The following is a 16,533-nucleotide window of genomic DNA, read 5'->3' as shown; positions in this document are numbered from 1 at the left end:
GTCCCGCGTCAGTGGCTGTCCATCATACGGACATGTGACCGGTATCCCGCGACCCGCCCCCGCCGGGCACGCCGCGGACCCTCGTGGCCGGAGACGGGGGCGGGTGGGGAGGAGCGAACGCACAGCGGACACGGCGCGGGCCCCCGGGTCAGGGCAGGAAGCGGAAGATGCCCTGGAGGACGCAGGCGGGCTTGGCGTGGTTCTCGATCTCGACGGTGAGGTCCGCGGTGACCTGGAGGCCGCCGGCCACGTCGGCGACGTCGGCGATCGCGCCGGACAGGCGGATGCGGGAGCCGGCCGGGACGGGCGCCGGGAACCGCACCTTGTTCAACCCGTAGTTGACCTTGGTCGTGACGCCGGTGACGTCGAGCAGTTCCGTCCACAGCGGGATGACCAGCGACAGCGTCAGGTGGCCGTGCGCGATGGGGCCGCCGAACGGGCCGTCCTTCGCCCGCTCGGGGTCGACGTGGATCCACTGGTGGTCGTCCGTGGCGTCGGCGAACGTGTCGATGCGGGCCTGGTCCACCTCCAGCCAGCGGCTGGTGCCGAGCGAGCCGCCCGCCAGGCTCTTCAGGTCCTCGAACGCGACGGTCGTGCTCATGCCTTCTCCTTGCTCGCCCCGTCCAGGCCGAGAGCCCGGACGGCGTTGCCCTTGAGGATCTTCGGTCGGACGTGCGGCTTGATCTCCAGCTCGTCGAAGTCGCTCCGCCAGCGGTCCGGGGTGATGACCGGGTAGTCGGAGCCGAACAGCACCTTGTCCTGCAGGAGCCCGTTGGCGTACCGGACGAGCTGCGGCGGGAAGTACTTCGGCGACCAGCCGGACAGGTCGATGTAGACGTTCGGCTTGTGCGTGGCGACGGCGAGCGCCTCGTCCTGCCAGGGGAAGGACGGGTGCGCCATGATGATCGTCAGGTCGGGGAGGTCGACGGCGACGTCGTCCAGCAGCATCGGGTTCGACAGCCCGAGCCGGATGCCGCCGCCGCCCGGCATGCCCGCGCCGATCCCCGTCTGCCCGGTGTGGAACAGGGCGGGGACGCCGTGCTCGGCGGCGACCTCGAGCAGCGGGTACGCGGTGCGGTCGTTGGGCGCGAAGCCCTGCAGGGACGGGTGGAACTTGATGCCGCGCACGCCGCGTTCCTCGATCAGCCTGCGGAACGCGCGGGCGCCGGCGCGCCCCTTGGCGGGGTCGATGCTCGCGAACGGGATGAGGACGTCGGGGTACTCGGCGGCCCGGTCGGCGATCTCCTCGTTGGAGATGGCCGGGTGCCCCGTGGCGTTCTCGATGTCGACGGTGAACACGACCGCGGCGAGGCGGCGCTCCCGGTAGTGGGCGGCGATGTCGTCGATCGTGGGCGTGCGGTTGGCGTCCGCGCCGAAGTACTTCGCGGACGCCTCCATGAACTCGTCCGGGAGCGAGAGGTGGCCGTGCTTGTCGGCCTCCACGTGGACGTGGACGTCGATGGCCTCCAGGGCGTCCAGGTCGAGCCCGCTCATGGCCGCGGCTCCTCGGGCAGGTTCTCCCCCACGCTCTGCTCGTGCTCGGCGAAGACCGTGGGCCAGGCGGCGGCGATGTCGGCGGCGGCCCAGCCGCCGTCCCGGTAGGCGGCGACGGCCTGGGTCGGGTGCGTCCACAGCGAGAGCCGGTCGCCGCCGACGCCGATGGCCTGGCCCGTGATGCCGGACGCGGCGTCCGAGGCGAGGAACGCGACCAGCCCGGCGGCGTCCTCGGGGGCGCCGAAGGCGAGGGCGCGGCGCGCGAACGGCGGCATCGCGCGGCCCTCCCGCAGCGCCTCCGCGTACGGGGCGAGCGCGGGGACCGTCTCGGTCATCGCGGTCGCCGCGACCGGGACGACCGCGTTCACGGTGACGTCCGCGCGGGCCAGTTCCATCGCCCAGGTGCGGACGAACCCGACGATCCCGGCCTTGGCCGCCGAGTAGTTCGTCTGCCCGAAGTTCCCCCGCTGCCCGGCCGGGGAGCCGACCAGGATGAGCCGGCCGCCCCCGCCCTGCTCGCGGAACCGCACCGCCGCGGCGCGGGCGCAGGTGAAGGTACCCTTGAGGTGCACCCGGACGACGGTGTCGAAGTCGTCGTCGGTCATCTTCCACAGCACCCTGTCGCGCAGGACGCCGGCGTTGGTCACCATCACGTCCAGCCGGCCGAACTCCGCCACCGCCCGTCCGACCAGGGCCTCGGCGGTCTCGGCGGGGCCGACCTCGGCGGGGTGCGGCACGGCCCGCCCGCCCGCGTCGGTGATCTGCTTTGCCGCGGCCTCGGCGGTGGCCGCGTCCGCGTCGTTGACCACGACGGCCGCGCCCGCGCGGGCGAGCTCCCCGGCGTAGGCGAGACCGAGGCCGCGCCCCGCGCCGGTGACCACCGCCACCTTCCCGTTCAGCTCCATTGCCACCTTCCTGGTCCGTCCTGTCCCTAGAAGCTAGATTCGCTATTGTCGTGCGTCAAGATTTCATCGAATAACCTCGGTCACAGCAGCGGAAGGGCGGCAGGGCATGGTGTGATGTGCACCGACGACGGCAGGGACCACGGGGAGGACGGGCATGACCGCCGAGCAGGACGCGTCCGCGAGCGCACGGCCCCGCCGGCGGGCTCCGCAGCAGCTGCTGTTCAGCTTCCTCGGATCGCTCGTCCTCGACCGCGGCCTCCCGCCGATCAGCTCGCGGGTCTTCCTGCACCTGCTGGAGGACCTCGGCGTCGCCGAGGCGGCGGGCCGCGCCACCCTCGCGCGGATGACCCGCAAGGGGCTGCTGGCCCGCACCCGGGAGGGCCGCACCGCGCGGTTCTCGCTCACCCCGTGGGCGGAGGAGCTGCTCCGCGAGGCGACCCCGCGGGTCCGGTCCGCGCGGCCGTTCACCCACCCGGGCGGCGAGTGGACGCTGCTCAGCTACTCGATGCCGGAGAGCCGCCGCGACCTGCGGCACCAGATCCGCGCCCGGCTGATCTGGGCCGGCTTCGGCGGGCTGCGGGACGGGCTGTGGATCGCGCCCGGCCGGGTCGACATCGGCGCGATCTTCGCCGGGCCCGCGTTCGCCGGGCTGGCCGAGCTCGCCGACGCGTTCTACTCCGTCCCCGTGGAGGGCACCGACGTGCCGCGGCTGCTGCGGCGCGCGTGGGACGTCCCGGCGATCCGCGCCGAGCACGAGGCGTTCCTCGCCACCTGGACGCCGGACCGCGAGCGGCACGGGCGCCCGCTGACCCGGCTGACCCTGCTCGGCGCCGACTGGCTGCAGCTCCTGCGCACCGACCCCGGCCTGCCCGCCGAGCACCTCCCGGACGGCTGGCCCGCGTCCGCGTCCGCCGCCCTGTACCGGGAGCGGTTCGCCGCGCTGGAGCCGGACGCGGCCGAACGGCTCCGCACGCTCCTCGCCGACGACGCCGGGCGCCGCTGAACCGGCTCCGGGGCGAACCCGTATCCCCTGTCGTGCCATCGGACCCGATAGATACGGGCCTCTTCTGCAACCCCAACAACCCCGACGGCGGCTACGTCCCGCGCCGCCATTTAAGGAAAGGCCGAAAAGCGGAGTGCCGAACATGTCGGTGAGATGATCTGGCGGGCGGGCGCGGCGGGCCCTACGTTGGCTCCATTGTCCGTTCGGGAGCCGTCCCTTTCCGGGTTCGCTCCGACGCGTCCACGGGAAGGGCCCCATGGAGAATCCGCTCGTCATCGACCCGTCCGGCGGCGACGTCCAGGGAGAGGCCGCGAAACTGCGGTCGCGAGGCCCGGTGACGCCGGTGGAACTGCCCGGCGGCGTCGTCGCGTGGGCGGTGACCGGCCAGGAGCAGCTCAAACGGCTGCTCGCCGATCCCCGGGTGTCGAAGGACCCGAATCTGCACTGGACCGCGTACGTCAACGGCGAGATACCGGAGGACTGGCCGCTGCGCCTGTGGGTCTCGGTGCAGAACATGTTCACCGCCTACGGCGACGACCACCGGCGGCTCCGCGCGATCATCTCGCGCGCGTTCACCCCGCGCCGCACCGAGGCGCTGCGCCCCGAGGTCGAGGCGATCACCGCCGGGCTCGTGGACGAGCTCGCCGCCGCTCCCGGCGGGCGCGCCGACCTGCGCGAGGCGTTCGCCTACCCGCTGCCGATCGAGGTGATCTGCCGGCTGTTCGGCATTCCCGGCGAGACCCGGCCGAGCCTGCGGCGCTGCGTGGACGGCATCTTCAACACGGCGCTGACGCCGGAGGAGACCATCGCCAACCAGGTCGAGATGTACGGCATCCTGCAGGAGTTCGTCGCGTTCCGGCGCCGCGAGCCCGCCGACGACCTGGCCGGCGTGCTCATCTCCTCCCGTGACGAGGACGGCTCGCGGCTGAGCGAGGCGGAGCTCGTCGACACCCTGATCCTGATGATCTCCGCCGGGCACGAGACCACGGTGAACCTGCTGGACCAGGCCATCACCGCGCTGCTGACGCACCCGGAGCAGCGCGCGCTCGTCCGGTCCGGCGAGGTGCCGTGGACGGAGGTGATCGAGGAGGCGCTGCGCTGGCAGGCGCCCGTCGCGAACCTGCCGCTGCGCTACGCGGTGGAGGACATCGAGGTCGACGGCGTCACGATCGGCAGGGGGGAGCCGATCCTCGCCGCCTATGCCGCGGCCGGGCGCGACCTCTCCCTGCACGGCGACGACGCCGACCTGTTCGACATCAGGCGGGCGGGCAAGGAGCACATCTCCTTCGGCCACGGCGTGCACTTCTGCGTGGGTTCGCATCTCGCGCGAATGGAGGCCGAGATCTCGCTGCCCGCGCTTTTCCAGCGCTTCCCGGATATGGAGCTCGCCATCGATCCGGGCGAACTGCGCCCGGTCGAGTCGTTCATCTCCAATGGACACCGGTCTTTGCCGGTCGAGCTGAATTCCTGACCTTTCGCCGGTGATTCGTCAGCCGCCGTCGCGGCGCGCCCTGGCCCTGCGCTTTCCCTCGTGCATCGCCTGGACGCGCGCGATCGGGATCGTGTGCCCCTCCTCGACCAGGTCGGCGGGGAGGGCCTGCGGTTCCGGCATGAGGTCCGACCACGGGTCGCGGTCGGCGAGCAGGCCCGCGGCCGTGCGGATCGTGAAGTCGGCCGGGGCGACGCCGTCGAGATCGTCCCACGGGACGGGGAACGAGACCGGCGTCCCCGGGCGGATGCGCGGGCTGTAGGCGGCGGCCACGGTCGCGCCGCCGGCGCGGGTCGAGTCGAGGAACACCTTGCCGCCCCGGTCCTCGCGGATGAACGCCGTCGTCGCGAGGCCGGGGTCGAGGCGCTCGGCGCGGGCGCCCAGCGCGCGCGTCGCGGCGGCCACGTCCTCGGCGGTCGTGCCGCCGTCGAGCGGCACGAACACGTGCACGCCCTTGGCGCCGCTGGTCTTGACCGCGCCCTCCAGCCCGCAATCGCGCAGCGCCCGCCGGACGAGGTGCGCGGCGCGGACGGCGGCGCCGAACGCGTCCGCGCCCGGCGGGTCGATGTCGATCACCAGGTGGGTGGGCCGGGACGGCGCGTCCGCGCGGAAGAGCGGCGGGTGGTACTCGACGGCGCGCTGGTTGGCGAACCACAGCAGGGTGCGCCGGTCGTCGCACAGCGCGTACGACACCTCGCGGCGGGACGTCTCCGCCCACACCCGCACCGTCCGCACCCACTCCGGCGTGTACTTCGGGACGTTCTTCTGCATGAACGGCTTCTGGCCGCGCAGCACGCGGATGACCGACAGCGGGCGGCCCGCGAGCTGCGGCACGATGCGCCCGGCGACGGCGTCCAGGTAGTCGACCAGGTCACGTTTCGTCGCGTCGGCCCCGTCGAACAGGGGCTGGTCCAGGTTCGTCAGCCGGACCCCGTCACGCTCCTCATCGGCGCTCACCCCACCACCTTCGCACGCGCGTCCGACAGCCCCGCTCGGGTAGCGTCGGCCTCATGTACGTTCCGGCGCATTTCTCCGCGGGCGACGCCGAGGTCAGGGAGCTGCTGACCGGGTGCGACGCGGCCGACCTCGTGACGAGCACGCCCACTGGTCTCCTCGCGACGTTCCTGCCCGTCCTGTACGACCCGTCGGTGGGCGAGCACGGCGCGATGCTCGCGCATGTCGCGCGCAACAACGACCAATGGCGCGAGCCCGCCGCCGGGGAGTCGCTGTTCATCGTGCACGGCCCGGACGCCTACGTGTCGCCGTCCTGGTACCCGTCCAAGCGCGAGCACGGGCGCACCGTGCCGACCTGGAACTACCTCACCGCGCACGTCTACGGCCGTCTCGTCGTGCACGACGACGCCGCGTGGGTCGAGTCGATGGTGCGCCGCCTCACCGAACGTCACGAGAGCGGGCGCACGCCCCCCTGGGCGGTGGACGACGCACCGGCCGGGTTCATCGCCGGGCAGCTGCGCGCCATCGTCGGCCTCGAACTCGTCATCACCCGGGTCGAGGCGAAGGCGAAGATGAGCCAGAACCGTCCGGAGGCCGACCGCGCGGGCGTCGTCGAGGGCTACCTGGCCGAGGGCGACACCGCGATGGCCGAGGCCGTCCGCGACTCCTGACCGCGCCGTCAGCGGAGGGGGACCAGGGTCGTGCTGACGCGGGGCACGTGCCCGGCGGCGCACGTGTGGGACGCGATGGCGGCGCCCACCTCCAGCGCGGTGGGGACGAGACGGTTCGTGCGGAAGCCGAGGCCGGGGTCGCGGAGCATCGGGTTCGCGCCCGGGATCACCTCCGCGAGCAGCACGAACGTCGGGTCGATGACCTTGGTGACGCCGTCGTCGTCCTCGACCTCCACCCACGCGTGGACCAGGTCGGGCAGGCCGACGACCCAGCCGATCCGCGTCCGCGCGGGGATGCCCTCCTCGCGGCACAGCCGGGCGATGTAGCGGCTGGCCGAGCCGCAGCTCGCGAACCCGCGGGGGACGAGGGACTCGTCGTCCCGCATGGCCTCGGGGAGGCGCAGCCAGCGCAGCTCCGCTCCCATGAACTCGCGCAGGATCGCGCGGAGCGCGGGCGAGCGCAGCACCGGGCAGTCGCCGACCGTCCGCAGGACGGCGGACAGGGTGAGCGCGGGGCCCGACGCGCGGGCGGTCGCCGCCGTCCCCGCCGGGACGTTGCGCGCCGCGCCGGCCGGATGGGCGCGGACGTGGCGGACCCGCCCGCCGTAGGCGCCGGTCCGCGGCCGGGCGAGCGTGTTGCGGGCACCGGGCCGGCAGCCGTCCGGGGCCCCGCAGGAGACCCGCAGCTCGAACCGGGACATGCGGGGCGCGATGAGGTCCTCGCAGGACGAGCGGGTCCAGCGCAGGGCGGACGCGACGGTCCGCTCGATCCCGGTACGCCCGGAACCGGAGTACAGGGCGAGGTTGAAGATGTCCCTGGAGTCGAACCGCTCCCGGCCGCGCTCCCCCGTGGCCGGCAGCCCGTGCCGGACGAGGTCGGACAGCGCGGCCTGGTCGCAGGCGAGCATCACGGCGGCGTCGGCCCTCGGGGTGTCCGGCCGGTGGTGCTCGGGCGGGATGACGAGGAGCCCGTCGAGCGTGCGCAGCAGCGGGTGCGCGGCGGCACGGGCCATGTCAGCGCTTCACGAACCGGTAGTCGGCGGGGTCGAGGCTGCGCGTCCGGCGCCGGTAGGCGAGCATCGATCCGGGCCAGTTGCTGGCGTTGCGGCGGCCGTCGCGCAGATACCAGCTGGTGCAGCCGCCGGCGTTCCAGACCGTCCCGCCGAGGCGCTGCTGGAGGCGGTCGTCGAATGCGGAGAGCACGCCCTCGCGGACGTCCATGTACAGCACCTCCGGGTCGCGCAGCGCACGAATGGCCTGCACGATGTAGGCGATCTGGCTCTCCAGCATGTGTACCACCGACCCGGAGCCGACGTTGGTGTTGGGTCCGTACATCATGAAGAAATTCGGGAAGCCCGCGACGGTCAGGCCGAGGTAGGCGCGCGGCCCGTCCCGCCAGGCGTCGTCCAGCGTGCGGCCGTCCAGCCCGGTGACGCGCAGCGGGGCGACGAAGTCGTGCGACCGGAACCCGGTGCCCATGATGATGGTGTCGACCTCGTGGGCCGTGCCGTCGGCGGTGACGACCGCGTCGGACGTGACCCTGGTGATCGGGCTGGTGACGACGTCCACGTGCGGCAGGTTGAGGGACCGGTAGTAGTCGCTGGAGACCAGGACGCGCTTGCAGCCCAGTTCGTACCCGGGCGTGAGGATCCGGCGGGTCTGCTTGTCGCGGACGGACCAGCGCGTGGTGCGGCATAGCGCGCGGACGTGGGCCGACAGCACCTTGCGGCCGCGCGGCGAGATCAGCATCGGGTTCAGCAGCGCCTCGAACCAGAGGAACACCCCGAGCCTGGACAGCCGCTGCAGCACCGGGAACCGGCGGTTGAGCCGGGAGCGGAGGCGGGGGTAGCGGCGGTCCCACTTCCAGCCGACCCACTGCGGCTCGCGCTGGAACACGGTCAGCTTCGCCGCCTCCGGCGCGATCCGCGGGACGAACTGGACGGCGCTGGCCCCGTTGCCGACGACGGCGACGCGGCGCCCGGCGAGGTCATGGCCGTGGTCCCAGCGCGCCGAGTGGAAGAGGGTGCCGCCGAAGGCCTCCAGGCCCGGGATGGCGGGCACGGAGGGGCGGCTGAGCTGCCCGCACGCCGAGACGAGGACGTCCGCGGCGCAGGTCTCGCCGCCGGCCGTCCGCAGGTTCCAGCGGCCCGCCGCGGCGTCGAACTCGGCGGCCGTGATCTCCGTCCCGAACCTCATGTGCTCGGTCACGCCGTACTTGCGCGCGCACTCCCGCAAGTAGCCGAGGATCTCCGGCTGCGGTGCGAACCTGCGCGACCAGTCGTGCTTCGGCTCGAACGAGTAGGAGTACAGGTGCGAGGGGGCGTCGCACGCGGCGCCGGGGTAGGTGTTCTCCCGCCACACCCCGCCCACGCCGTCCGCGCGCTCGAACACCGTCAGATCCGTGAAGCCGGCGCGCCGCAGCGCGATGGCCAGCCCCAGTCCGCTGAATCCGCTCCCAACGATCGCGACAGACGGCCCGCCCATGCCAACGTCCCTTCATCGCCCACGCCACACTAACCCCCCATTGGCACTCCGCCAATAGTCCCGGCGCCGGTGCGGGCGCCGAGGTCAGCGGGCGCGCCAGGGCGATTCCCGGGACGTGGGACGCGCGTCGGCGGAGACCCGCAGCGCGTAGGTGGGGGACGGCGCCGGCTCGACGGGCCCCAGGTAGGCGTGGCCGGTCAGATGGCACCAGGCGGGCAGGTCGATCGGGGCGGCCGGATCGCTGGCGATCAGGTGCACGACGGTGCCCGGCGCGAGCCCGGCGAGGCGGCCGCGCAGTTCCAGCAGCAGGCGCACGCAGGAGCGGTCGCCGCCGTCGACGACCACTGGGTCCGCGCTCATTCCCTCACCCCCGGTTCTCGCAGGCCACCAGGTGAAATATAGGGGTTTGTCGCGGCAACACCCTCGCGAATCGTCAAATGCGACAGAAGGGGATGAAACGCGAGGGAACGGGATCGTGCGCGATTTGGCGGAGCAACGTCCTAGACTTGAACCTTTCTTTCAGGTTCCGTCCAGGATCGGGGCTTACAGTCGCAGTGAAGTACCCCCCGTTGTCATCCAGGTGAGGAAACCGGCTTTGGGGCGAACCATGGATCTCGGAGTAGCGCGCGTGGAGAGCACGGACACCTGCGGGACGCTCACGTTCCCGGACGAGGTCGATCTCAGCAACGGCGAGGCGATCCTCGAGCAGGCCATGCGGCTCCTCGACTCCGGGACGCCCGCGCTCATCCTCGACCTGGCCGGCTGCACGTTCTGCGACTCCAACGGCCTGAACGTGATCACGCGCTCCCAGATGCGGGCCAGCGAGCTGGGCGTCCCGATGTGGGTGGTGCTGCCGCAGCGCGGCATCGTCCGCCGGGTGTCGGACGTGGCCGGGCTGCAGCGCCGGGTCGCGATCGCGCCGGACGTGACGACCGCCCGCCAGGCCCTGGCCGCGCGCCACTGACCCGCCCGCACTCCGCGCTCCCGTAGCGGCCCCGCCCTCAGCGTTCCAGGACGCGCTCGATCCAGTCGTCGGCCATGCCGAGCAGCAGGTGGCCCGCGCCGAGCACGCTGGCGTCGCGGCCCGCGCGGGACGTGGCGATCTCCAGGTTGCGGGTGGCGAGCGGCAGGCAGCGCTCGTAGATGACGCCGCGGATGGTCGCGACGAGCGGCTCGGCGTTGGACAGGCTGCCGCCGATGACGAGCGCGTCGGGGTTGAAGAAGTTCACGAGCGCGGTCAGCACGTCCCCGATGAGGCGGCCTGCGGTGCGCACGGCGCTGGTGGCCTGCGGAACGCCGTCGGCGACGAGGTCGACGATCTGGGACGGGTGCTCCACCACGACGCCCTGCGCGGCGAGGGACGCGGCGAGCGCCGCGCCGCTCGCGTGGGCCTCCAGGCAGTCGGGATGACCGCACGAGCAGTCCACCGACGCCTCGGACAGGATCCGCACGTGGCTGATGTCGCCGGCGGCGCCGCGGCCCCGGTGCAGCCGTCCGGCCACGATGACGCCGCAGCCGATCCCGCTGCCGAGTTTGATCACCATGACGTTGTCGAGGGACGGCCATGACCCGCGGTGCTCGCCGACGGCCATGAGGTTGGCGTCGTTCTCGACCAGCGCGGGGACGCCGGTGTGCCCGGTCACGAAGTCGCGGACGGGGAAGTCGTTCCAGCCGGGCATCCGGGACGGCGAGACGACCTGGCCGGTGGCGGGGTCGACGGGGCCGGGGAGCCCGATGCCGACGCCGCGGACGGGGACGTCGTGCAGCCCGTGCTCGCGGGCGAGCGCGCGGAGGCTCTCGACGACGGCGGTCAGCGTCCGCTCGGGCCCGACGGCGATGTCGCAGTCGAGGTCGGCCACCGCGAGGGGCGTGCCGGCGAGGTCGGCGGCGGCGAGCCGGGCGTGGTGCGCGCCGAGGTCGGCGACGAGGAAGACGCCCGCCTCCCGGGCGAGCCGGAGGCGGCGGGGCCGCCGGCCCCCGCGCGAGGCCCCGGCGCCCTCCTCGGCGAACAGCCCGGCGTCGATGAGCTGCTCGACGCGCAGCGAGACGCTGGAGGCGGCGAGCCCGGACAGCCGGGCGAGCTCGGCCCGCGACTCCGCCCGGCCGGTCGCCACCAGCCGCACGAGCGCCGCCGGTCCGTCGTCTCTGCTGTTACGCACCCCAGATAGATAGCATGCGCGAACTTGGTACGGCAACGCGTTGACTTACGTCGATTTGACGTTCTATCGTCCTACTTGGCTTCGATTTCGAAGGAAGTTGGATCGCAGGTGACCGAATGATCGAGGTGCGCGGCCTCAGCAAGCGCTTCGGCGACCACTACGCGCTGCGCGACGTCGACCTCGACGTGGCGCGCGGCGAGGTCGTCGTGGTGATCGGCCCGTCCGGGTCGGGCAAGTCCACGCTCTGCCGGTGCCTCAACCGGCTGGAGACGCCGGACGCGGGCACGGTCCGCGTCGACGGCGAGGACCTGCCCGCCGAGGGGCGCGCCCTCGCCCGGCTGCGCGCGGACGTCGGCATGGTGTTCCAGTCGTTCAACCTGTTTCAGCACAAGACCGTCCTGCAGAACATGACGCTCGCGCCCACGCGGGTGCGCGGGCTGTCGCGCGCGGAGGCGGAGCGGCGCGCACGCGAGTTGCTCGACCGGGTCGGCATCGGCGAGCAGGCGGGCAAGCTCCCCGCCCAGCTGTCCGGCGGGCAGCAGCAGCGCGCGGCGATCGCCCGCGCCCTCGCGATGCGCCCGAAGGCGATGCTGTTCGACGAGCCGACGTCCGCGCTCGACCCCGAGATGGTCGGCGAGGTGCTGGACGTGATGACGGGCCTCGCCCGCGACGGCATGACGATGGTGGTCGTCACCCACGAGATGGGCTTCGCGCGCAAGGTCGCCGACCGCGTCGTGTTCATGGCGGACGGCGAGGTCGTCGAGTCCGGCACGCCGTCCGCCTTCTTCGACTCCCCCGCCAGCGACCGGGCCCGGGACTTCCTGGCCAAGGTCCTCAGCCACTAGGGCCCGACTCGTGACAGCCCTGTGACACCCCGGTGCGCCGCCCATGGCGCGCCACCCGAGAAAGGTTGATGATCATGGTGCGTACCCCTGCGGGGCTGCGGCGCGCGGCGGTCGCCGCGGTCGCCGCGCTGTCGCTGACGGGCCTCGCCGCCTGCTCCGGCGGCGACTCCGACTCGGCCGTGCCCGGCACCGGCGGCGGCACGACCGGCGACCTGCTCTCCTCGGCGCCGGTCGCCGCGGAGATTCCCGCCGGCTCCACCATGGAGAAGATCAAGCAGCGCGGTGAACTGGTCGTGGGCGGCTCGCTGGACGCGCCGCTGCTGTCGCAGCAGAACCCGGCGACGAAGAAGGTCGAGGGCCTGGACGCCGACTTCGGCCGGCTGCTCGCCAAGTACATCATCGGCGAGCCCAAGGTGAAGATCGTCAACTCGGCGTCGGAGACGCGGGAGGCGCTGCTGTCCAACGGCACGGTGGACGTGGTGTTCCAGACGTACAGCATCACTCCGGAACGTGCCGAGCAGGTCGCGTTCGCCGGGCCGTACTACAGCTCGGGCCTGGTCATCGCCACCAAGAAGGACGAGACGGGCATCAAGGTCCCGGCCGACCTGAAGGGCAAGACGGTCATCGCGGGCGCCAACACCCCGGCGATCCCCGCGATCAAGAAGGCCGCCCCGGACGCGAAGATCGTCACGTTCGGCAGCGACCCCGAGTGCGTCCAGGCGCTGAAGCAGGGCCGCGGCGACGCCTACGTCCAGGACCAGGCGGTCCTGCTCGCCACCGCCAAGCAGGACACGTCCATCCAGATCCAGGGCGAGCCGTTCACCGAGGACCCCTACGGGATCGGCCTCAAGCACGGCGACGCCCAGATGAAGCAGTTCGTCAACGACTGGCTCAAGCAGATCCAGCAGTCGGGCCTGTGGGCGAAGGTCTGGAAGAACTCGATCGGCACGGTCGTCCAGGGTGAGGCCCCGCAGCCGCCCGCGATCGGCTCCGCGCCGGGCTCGGAGTAAGCCCCCGTCCCATGAACGTCATCACCGACCACCTCGGGGAGTTCGGCGACGGGCTGCTGCTCACCGTCGAGCTGACGCTGCTGGCGCTCGCGGGCGCGCTCGCCGCCGGCGTCCTCGTCGCCGCGATGCGGGTCAGCCCGGTGCGCGTGCTGCGCGCCGCCGGGATGGCCTACGTCGAGATCCTGCAGAACATCCCGCTGCTGGTCTGGCTCGTCATCGCCGTGTTCGGGCTGCCCGAGATCGGGGTGATCGCCGGGCTGTTCACCACCTCGGCCGTCGTCATCGCCCTCTACCAGGGCGCGTACACGGCCGAGGCGATCCGGTCCGGGATCAACGCGGTGCCGGCCGGCCAGGGCGAGGCCGCCCGGGCGCTCGGGCTGACGTTCGTCCAGTCGCTGCGGCTGGTCGTCCTCCCGCAGGCGCTGCGGACGGTCGTCCAGCCGCTCGGCAACATCGCGATCATGACGCTGATGAACACCGCGCTCGCGGCGGCGGTCGGCGTGGTGGAGCTGACCGCCGCCGCGAACCGGGTCAACCTCGCCGAGGCGCAGCCGATCTGGATCTTCGTGACGGCGGGGCTGGCGTACATGGCCCTGTCCGGGGTGGTCGGGCTGGTCACCGGCGGTCTCGAACGGAAGCTGGCGATCCTGCGATGAGCTCCTCCAGGCTGCTGTTCGACGAGCCGGGGCCGCGCGCCCGGCGGCGCATCCGGATCACGACCGTGCTGACCGTGCTGGCCGGCGCCGTCCTCGTCGCCCTCGCGCTGCGGCAGTTCGCCGACAACGGCCAGCTCGCCGCCGACCGGTGGCGCCCGTACGGAACGTGGCCGATGTGGCGGTACCTGCTGGAGGGCCTGCGCTCCACGCTGTACGCCGCGGTCGTGTCGATCGCGCTGGCGATGGCGGCCGGCGTCGCCCTCGCGCTCGGACGGGTGTCGCCGTCGCGGTGGCTGCGCGTCCCGTCCGCCGCCTATGTCGAGATCGTCCGGACGATCCCGGCGCTGCTGCTCGTCTACGTCGTGCTGTTCGCGCTGCCGAGGTACGGCGTCGACCTGCCGCTGTTCTGGAAGCTCGTCGTGCCGCTGTCGGTGTCGAACGCCGCCGCGTTCGCGGAGATCTTCCGGGCCGGGATCCGGTCGGTGGAGCGCGGCCAGCTGGAGGCGGGCCTCGCACTCGGCCTGACGCGCGGCCGGGCGATGCGGCTGATCGTGCTTCCGCAGGCGGCGCGGCGCGTGCTGCCGTCTCTGGTCAGCCAGTCCGCCGGGCTGCTGAAGGACACCTCGCTCGGATACGTCGTCAGCTACGCCGAACTGCTCTACAGCGGCAAGGTGCTCGCGAACTACAACCACCTGCTCATCCAGACCTACCTGGTGATCGCGCTGATCTACCTGGCCATCAACGCGTCGCTGGCCAAGCTCGCGCGGACGCTGGAGGCGCGGAGAGCGTGAGGTGAGGAGAGTGATGTACGAGGTTCTGGCCGAAGTCGTCCGGAACGGCTTCGTGGAGAGCCGCCACTACGGCAGTGTCGCGGGGCTCGCCCCGGACGGCACGCTCGCCTACGCGCGCGGCAATCCCGGAGAGACCGTCCTGCCCCGCTCCACCACCAAGCCGTTCCAGGCGCTCGCGTGCCTGCGGGCGGGCGCGCCGCTGAGCGGCGAAAGCCTCGCGATCGCGGCGGGCAGCCACACCGGTGAGGACTTCCACGTCAAGACGGTCGAGGCGATCCTCGCGGACGCCGGCCTCGGCGCGGACGCGCTGCGCTGCCCGCCGTCCTGGCCCGAGGACGAGCCGGCGAAGGCCGCGCTGATCCGGGCGGGCGAGGGCGAGTCGCGGATCCGGATGAACTGCTCCGGCAAGCACGCCGCCATGCTCGCCGCGTGCGTCGCGAACGGCTGGCCGCTCGACGCCTACCTCGACCCGTCGCACCCGCTCCAGCGCACCGTGCGGCAGGTCTTGGCGGACGGCGCGGGCGAGACCCCGTCGCCCGTCGCCGTGGACGGCTGCGGCGCGCCGCTGTTCGGCCTCACGCTGACCGGCCTCGCGCGGGCCGCACGCTCCCTCGTCCTGTCCGAGGGGTCCCGCCCGGTCGCGGACGCCATGCGCGCCCACCCCGAGTTCGTCGGCGGGACGGGACACGCCAACACCGAGTTCATGCGGGCGCTGCCCGGCACGGTCGCCAAGGGCGGCGCGGAGGGCGTGTTCATCGCCGCCACCGCCGCTGGGCACGCCGTCGCCGTGAAGGTCGTCGACGGCAGCCCCCGCGCCACCACCGCCATCGCGCTGCGCGCGCTCGCCGCGCTCGGCGCCGACACGACCCCGGCCGATCCGCTGGCAGCCGTGCCCGTCCTCGGCGGCGGGCGCCCGGTCGGCGAGATCCGCACCACCCAGGAAGGACGTACGTGAGCCTCACCTACGAGATCTGCATCGACAGCGTCGCGGGCGCCATCGCCGCCGAGAAGGCGGGCGCCCACCGCGTCGAGCTGTGCGCGGCGCTGTTCGAGGGAGGGCTCACCCCGACCCTGGGCACGGTCCGCGCCGCGCTCGCGGCCGTCTCGTCCATCAGGGTGAACGTCATCATCCGCCCGCGCGGCGGCGACTTCATCTTCGACGAGCACGAGGCCGCGGCGATGGAGCACGACGTCGCGCTCGTCCGCGAGGCCGGCGCGGACGGCGTCGTCATCGGCGCGCTGACCCCGGCGGGGACGATCGACCGCCCCGTCACCGAGCGGCTCATCGCGGCGGCGGACGGCCTGCCCGTCACCTTCCACCGGGCCTTCGACATGGCCGCCGACCCGTTCGGCACGCTGGACGAACTCGTCGAGCTGGGCGTCGACCGCGTCCTCACGTCCGGGCAGGACGTCAGCGTCCTGGAGGGCGCGCCGCTGATCGCCGCGCTGGTCGAGCACGCCGGCGACCGCATCATCGTCATGCCGGGCGGCGGCGTCACCGACCGGAACGTGGCCCGGGTCGTCGCGGCGACCGGCGCTCGCGAGATCCACTTCGCCGCGCTGAGCGAGGAGCCGAGCCCGGCGGTCCACCGCAACCCGTACCCGTTCATGGGCGGGGAGCTGCGGCAGCCGGAGTACCGGCGGCTCGTCACGACCGGCGCGGGCGTCGCCTCGGTGATCCGGGCGGCCGGCTAGCTGTACTTCTCTGGGGGGCGGACGAGATCCCGGCGGGTGCGACCCGCCGGGATCTCGTCTTTCCGGGGGCGGGCGGGCGCCGGCTCCGCTCTCGCCGCGCGCCCGCCCCGGACACGCCCACTGGCACGGCAGTTCTTTGCATGATCTTGTGGTGGCGAGGATGGCCGGGAGTTGCGGACGGGGCATGGATGACTGGGACCACCACCGACGAGCCGGGAGCGGGCAGGATGCAGGTGAAACTGGAGAGCGAGCTCGGTCGCATTCCGATTCTGGACGTGGCGCCGGTGGTGGGGTGCGGGCGGTGGCCGGCGAAGGCCGTGGTGGGTGAGACGGTCGAGGTGTCGGCGACGGTGTTCCGGGAGGGGCACGAGATGCTG

19 protein-coding genes are annotated in these 16,533 nt (G+C 72.9%); 11 read left to right on the top strand and 8 right to left on the bottom strand.

All coding sequences use genetic code 11. The annotated features are described in order from the left end of the window. Positions 1-148 precede the first annotated feature (148 nt). Genes SM611_RS22515 through SM611_RS22505 form a run of 3 tightly spaced genes read right to left on the bottom strand, consistent with a single transcriptional unit; the run spans position 149 to position 2,399 of the window. Positions 149-601 carry a MaoC family dehydratase gene (locus tag SM611_RS22515; protein WP_371951862.1) on the bottom strand — a complete coding sequence of 151 codons (453 nt, stop codon included), beginning with the start codon at positions 599-601 and terminating at the stop codon, positions 149-151. After that, positions 598-1,494 (bottom strand): amidohydrolase family protein, encoded by an 897-nt coding sequence (locus tag SM611_RS22510; RefSeq protein WP_371951861.1) that lies wholly within the window; start codon positions 1,492-1,494, stop codon positions 598-600. Before SM611_RS22510 ends, SM611_RS22515 begins: the two co-directional genes overlap by 4 nt. Further along, positions 1,491-2,399, bottom strand: a complete 909-nt coding sequence (locus tag SM611_RS22505) for an SDR family NAD(P)-dependent oxidoreductase (RefSeq protein WP_371951860.1) — start codon at positions 2,397-2,399, stop codon at positions 1,491-1,493. The genes SM611_RS22510 and SM611_RS22505 overlap by 4 nt, the downstream gene beginning before the upstream one ends. Before the next feature lie 154 nt (positions 2,400-2,553). On the opposite strand from SM611_RS22505, the gene SM611_RS22500 reads away from it, so the two are divergent. Together SM611_RS22500 and SM611_RS22495 are read left to right on the top strand one after the other, a co-directional pair. Continuing rightward, a complete protein-coding gene (locus SM611_RS22500; protein WP_371951859.1) occupies positions 2,554-3,402 on the top strand; it encodes a PaaX family transcriptional regulator in 849 nt (282 codons plus the stop codon). A gap of 256 nt (positions 3,403-3,658) precedes the next feature. Next, a complete protein-coding gene (locus SM611_RS22495; RefSeq protein ID WP_371951858.1) occupies positions 3,659-4,873 on the top strand; it encodes a cytochrome P450 family protein in 1,215 nt (404 codons plus the stop codon). Between the two features lie 18 nt (positions 4,874-4,891). Here SM611_RS22495 and SM611_RS22490 read toward each other — a convergent pair whose 3' ends face one another. After that, positions 4,892-5,848 carry a DNA polymerase domain-containing protein gene (locus tag SM611_RS22490; RefSeq protein WP_371951857.1) on the bottom strand — a complete coding sequence of 319 codons (957 nt, stop codon included), beginning with the start codon at positions 5,846-5,848 and terminating at the stop codon, positions 4,892-4,894. 53 nt (positions 5,849-5,901) lie between these two features. On the opposite strand from SM611_RS22490, the gene SM611_RS22485 reads away from it, so the two are divergent. Beyond that, positions 5,902-6,516, top strand: a complete 615-nt coding sequence (locus SM611_RS22485; RefSeq protein WP_371951856.1) for an FMN-binding negative transcriptional regulator — start codon at positions 5,902-5,904, stop codon at positions 6,514-6,516. An 8-nt stretch (positions 6,517-6,524) separates the two neighbouring features. On the opposite strand, the gene SM611_RS22480 is transcribed toward SM611_RS22485, so the two are convergent. The 3 genes from SM611_RS22480 to SM611_RS22470 all read right to left on the bottom strand — a co-directional run bounded on the left by SM611_RS22480 (position 6,525) and on the right by SM611_RS22470 (position 9,360). Beyond that, positions 6,525-7,529: a transglutaminase-like domain-containing protein gene (locus SM611_RS22480; protein WP_371951855.1), complete on the bottom strand. Its 1,005-nt coding sequence runs from the start codon at positions 7,527-7,529 to the stop codon at positions 6,525-6,527. A 1-nt stretch (position 7,530) separates the two neighbouring features. Next, positions 7,531-9,000 carry a flavin-containing monooxygenase gene (locus tag SM611_RS22475; protein WP_371951854.1) on the bottom strand — a complete coding sequence of 490 codons (1,470 nt, stop codon included), beginning with the start codon at positions 8,998-9,000 and terminating at the stop codon, positions 7,531-7,533. Positions 9,001-9,084: 84 nt separating this feature from the next. Then, positions 9,085-9,360 (bottom strand): sulfurtransferase TusA family protein, encoded by a 276-nt coding sequence (locus SM611_RS22470; protein ID WP_371951853.1) that lies wholly within the window; start codon positions 9,358-9,360, stop codon positions 9,085-9,087. Positions 9,361-9,628: 268 nt separating this feature from the next. Between SM611_RS22470 and SM611_RS22465 the strand changes: the two genes are divergently transcribed. Further along, positions 9,629-9,964 (top strand): STAS domain-containing protein, encoded by a 336-nt coding sequence (locus SM611_RS22465; protein WP_371951852.1) that lies wholly within the window; start codon positions 9,629-9,631, stop codon positions 9,962-9,964. A gap of 37 nt (positions 9,965-10,001) precedes the next feature. On the opposite strand, the gene SM611_RS22460 is transcribed toward SM611_RS22465, so the two are convergent. Next, positions 10,002-11,159: an ROK family protein gene (locus tag SM611_RS22460; RefSeq protein ID WP_371951851.1), complete on the bottom strand. Its 1,158-nt coding sequence runs from the start codon at positions 11,157-11,159 to the stop codon at positions 10,002-10,004. Positions 11,160-11,275: 116 nt separating this feature from the next. Here SM611_RS22460 and SM611_RS22455 point away from each other — a divergent pair, with 116 nt between their 5' ends. The 7 genes from SM611_RS22455 to SM611_RS22425 form a co-directional block, all read left to right on the top strand. Further along, positions 11,276-12,004: an amino acid ABC transporter ATP-binding protein gene (locus tag SM611_RS22455; protein ID WP_371951850.1), complete on the top strand. Its 729-nt coding sequence runs from the start codon at positions 11,276-11,278 to the stop codon at positions 12,002-12,004. A 74-nt stretch (positions 12,005-12,078) separates the two neighbouring features. Further along, positions 12,079-13,014, top strand: a complete 936-nt coding sequence (locus SM611_RS22450; protein ID WP_371951849.1) for a glutamate ABC transporter substrate-binding protein — start codon at positions 12,079-12,081, stop codon at positions 13,012-13,014. Positions 13,015-13,025: 11 nt separating this feature from the next. Further along, on the top strand, positions 13,026-13,670 hold the full coding sequence (locus tag SM611_RS22445) for an amino acid ABC transporter permease (RefSeq protein ID WP_371951848.1): 645 nt from the start codon (positions 13,026-13,028) through the stop codon (positions 13,668-13,670). After that, the gene (locus tag SM611_RS22440; protein ID WP_371951847.1) at positions 13,667-14,461 is read left to right on the top strand and encodes an amino acid ABC transporter permease; all 795 of its coding nucleotides are present in this window, start codon (positions 13,667-13,669) and stop codon (positions 14,459-14,461) included. The genes SM611_RS22445 and SM611_RS22440 overlap by 4 nt, the downstream gene beginning before the upstream one ends. Positions 14,462-14,474: 13 nt before the next feature. Beyond that, entirely contained in the window at positions 14,475-15,416 is a 942-nt protein-coding gene (locus tag SM611_RS22435) for an asparaginase (RefSeq protein WP_371951846.1), read from the top strand. Beyond that, positions 15,413-16,156, top strand: a complete 744-nt coding sequence (locus SM611_RS22430) for a copper homeostasis protein CutC (RefSeq protein ID WP_371951845.1) — start codon at positions 15,413-15,415, stop codon at positions 16,154-16,156. Before SM611_RS22435 ends, SM611_RS22430 begins: the two co-directional genes overlap by 4 nt. 188 nt (positions 16,157-16,344) lie before the next feature. Further along, a partial coding sequence (locus tag SM611_RS22425; RefSeq protein WP_371951844.1) for a maltotransferase domain-containing protein occupies positions 16,345-16,533 on the top strand: 189 nt, incomplete at its 3' end.

Source organism: Actinomadura monticuli (assembly GCF_041463655.1).
Classification (GTDB): Bacteria; Actinomycetota; Actinomycetes; order Streptosporangiales; family Streptosporangiaceae; genus Spirillospora; species Spirillospora monticuli.
This window is presented reverse-complemented; position numbering and strand designations above follow the sequence as displayed.

What these genes read in the sequence shown, in the direction of transcription:
- SM611_RS22450 (WP_371951849.1), top strand. Translation starts at nt 12,079, where the DNA reads ATGGTGCGTACCCCTGCGGGGCTGCGGCGCGCGGCGGTCGCCGCGGTC.
- SM611_RS22435 (WP_371951846.1), top strand. Translation starts at nt 14,475, where the DNA reads ATGTACGAGGTTCTGGCCGAAGTCGTCCGGAACGGCTTCGTGGAGAGC.
- SM611_RS22445 (WP_371951848.1), top strand. Translation starts at nt 13,026, where the DNA reads ATGAACGTCATCACCGACCACCTCGGGGAGTTCGGCGACGGGCTGCTG.
- SM611_RS22500 (WP_371951859.1), top strand. Translation starts at nt 2,554, where the DNA reads ATGACCGCCGAGCAGGACGCGTCCGCGAGCGCACGGCCCCGCCGGCGG.
- SM611_RS22455 (WP_371951850.1), top strand. Translation starts at nt 11,276, where the DNA reads ATGATCGAGGTGCGCGGCCTCAGCAAGCGCTTCGGCGACCACTACGCG.
- SM611_RS22505 (WP_371951860.1), bottom strand. Translation starts at nt 2,399, where the DNA reads ATGGAGCTGAACGGGAAGGTGGCGGTGGTCACCGGCGCGGGGCGCGGC.
- SM611_RS22515 (WP_371951862.1), bottom strand. Translation starts at nt 601, where the DNA reads ATGAGCACGACCGTCGCGTTCGAGGACCTGAAGAGCCTGGCGGGCGGC.
- SM611_RS22480 (WP_371951855.1), bottom strand. Translation starts at nt 7,529, where the DNA reads ATGGCCCGTGCCGCCGCGCACCCGCTGCTGCGCACGCTCGACGGGCTC.
- SM611_RS22470 (WP_371951853.1), bottom strand. Translation starts at nt 9,360, where the DNA reads ATGAGCGCGGACCCAGTGGTCGTCGACGGCGGCGACCGCTCCTGCGTG.
- SM611_RS22475 (WP_371951854.1), bottom strand. Translation starts at nt 9,000, where the DNA reads ATGGGCGGGCCGTCTGTCGCGATCGTTGGGAGCGGATTCAGCGGACTG.
- SM611_RS22440 (WP_371951847.1), top strand. Translation starts at nt 13,667, where the DNA reads ATGAGCTCCTCCAGGCTGCTGTTCGACGAGCCGGGGCCGCGCGCCCGG.
- SM611_RS22495 (WP_371951858.1), top strand. Translation starts at nt 3,659, where the DNA reads ATGGAGAATCCGCTCGTCATCGACCCGTCCGGCGGCGACGTCCAGGGA.
- SM611_RS22510 (WP_371951861.1), bottom strand. Translation starts at nt 1,494, where the DNA reads ATGAGCGGGCTCGACCTGGACGCCCTGGAGGCCATCGACGTCCACGTC.
- SM611_RS22485 (WP_371951856.1), top strand. Translation starts at nt 5,902, where the DNA reads ATGTACGTTCCGGCGCATTTCTCCGCGGGCGACGCCGAGGTCAGGGAG.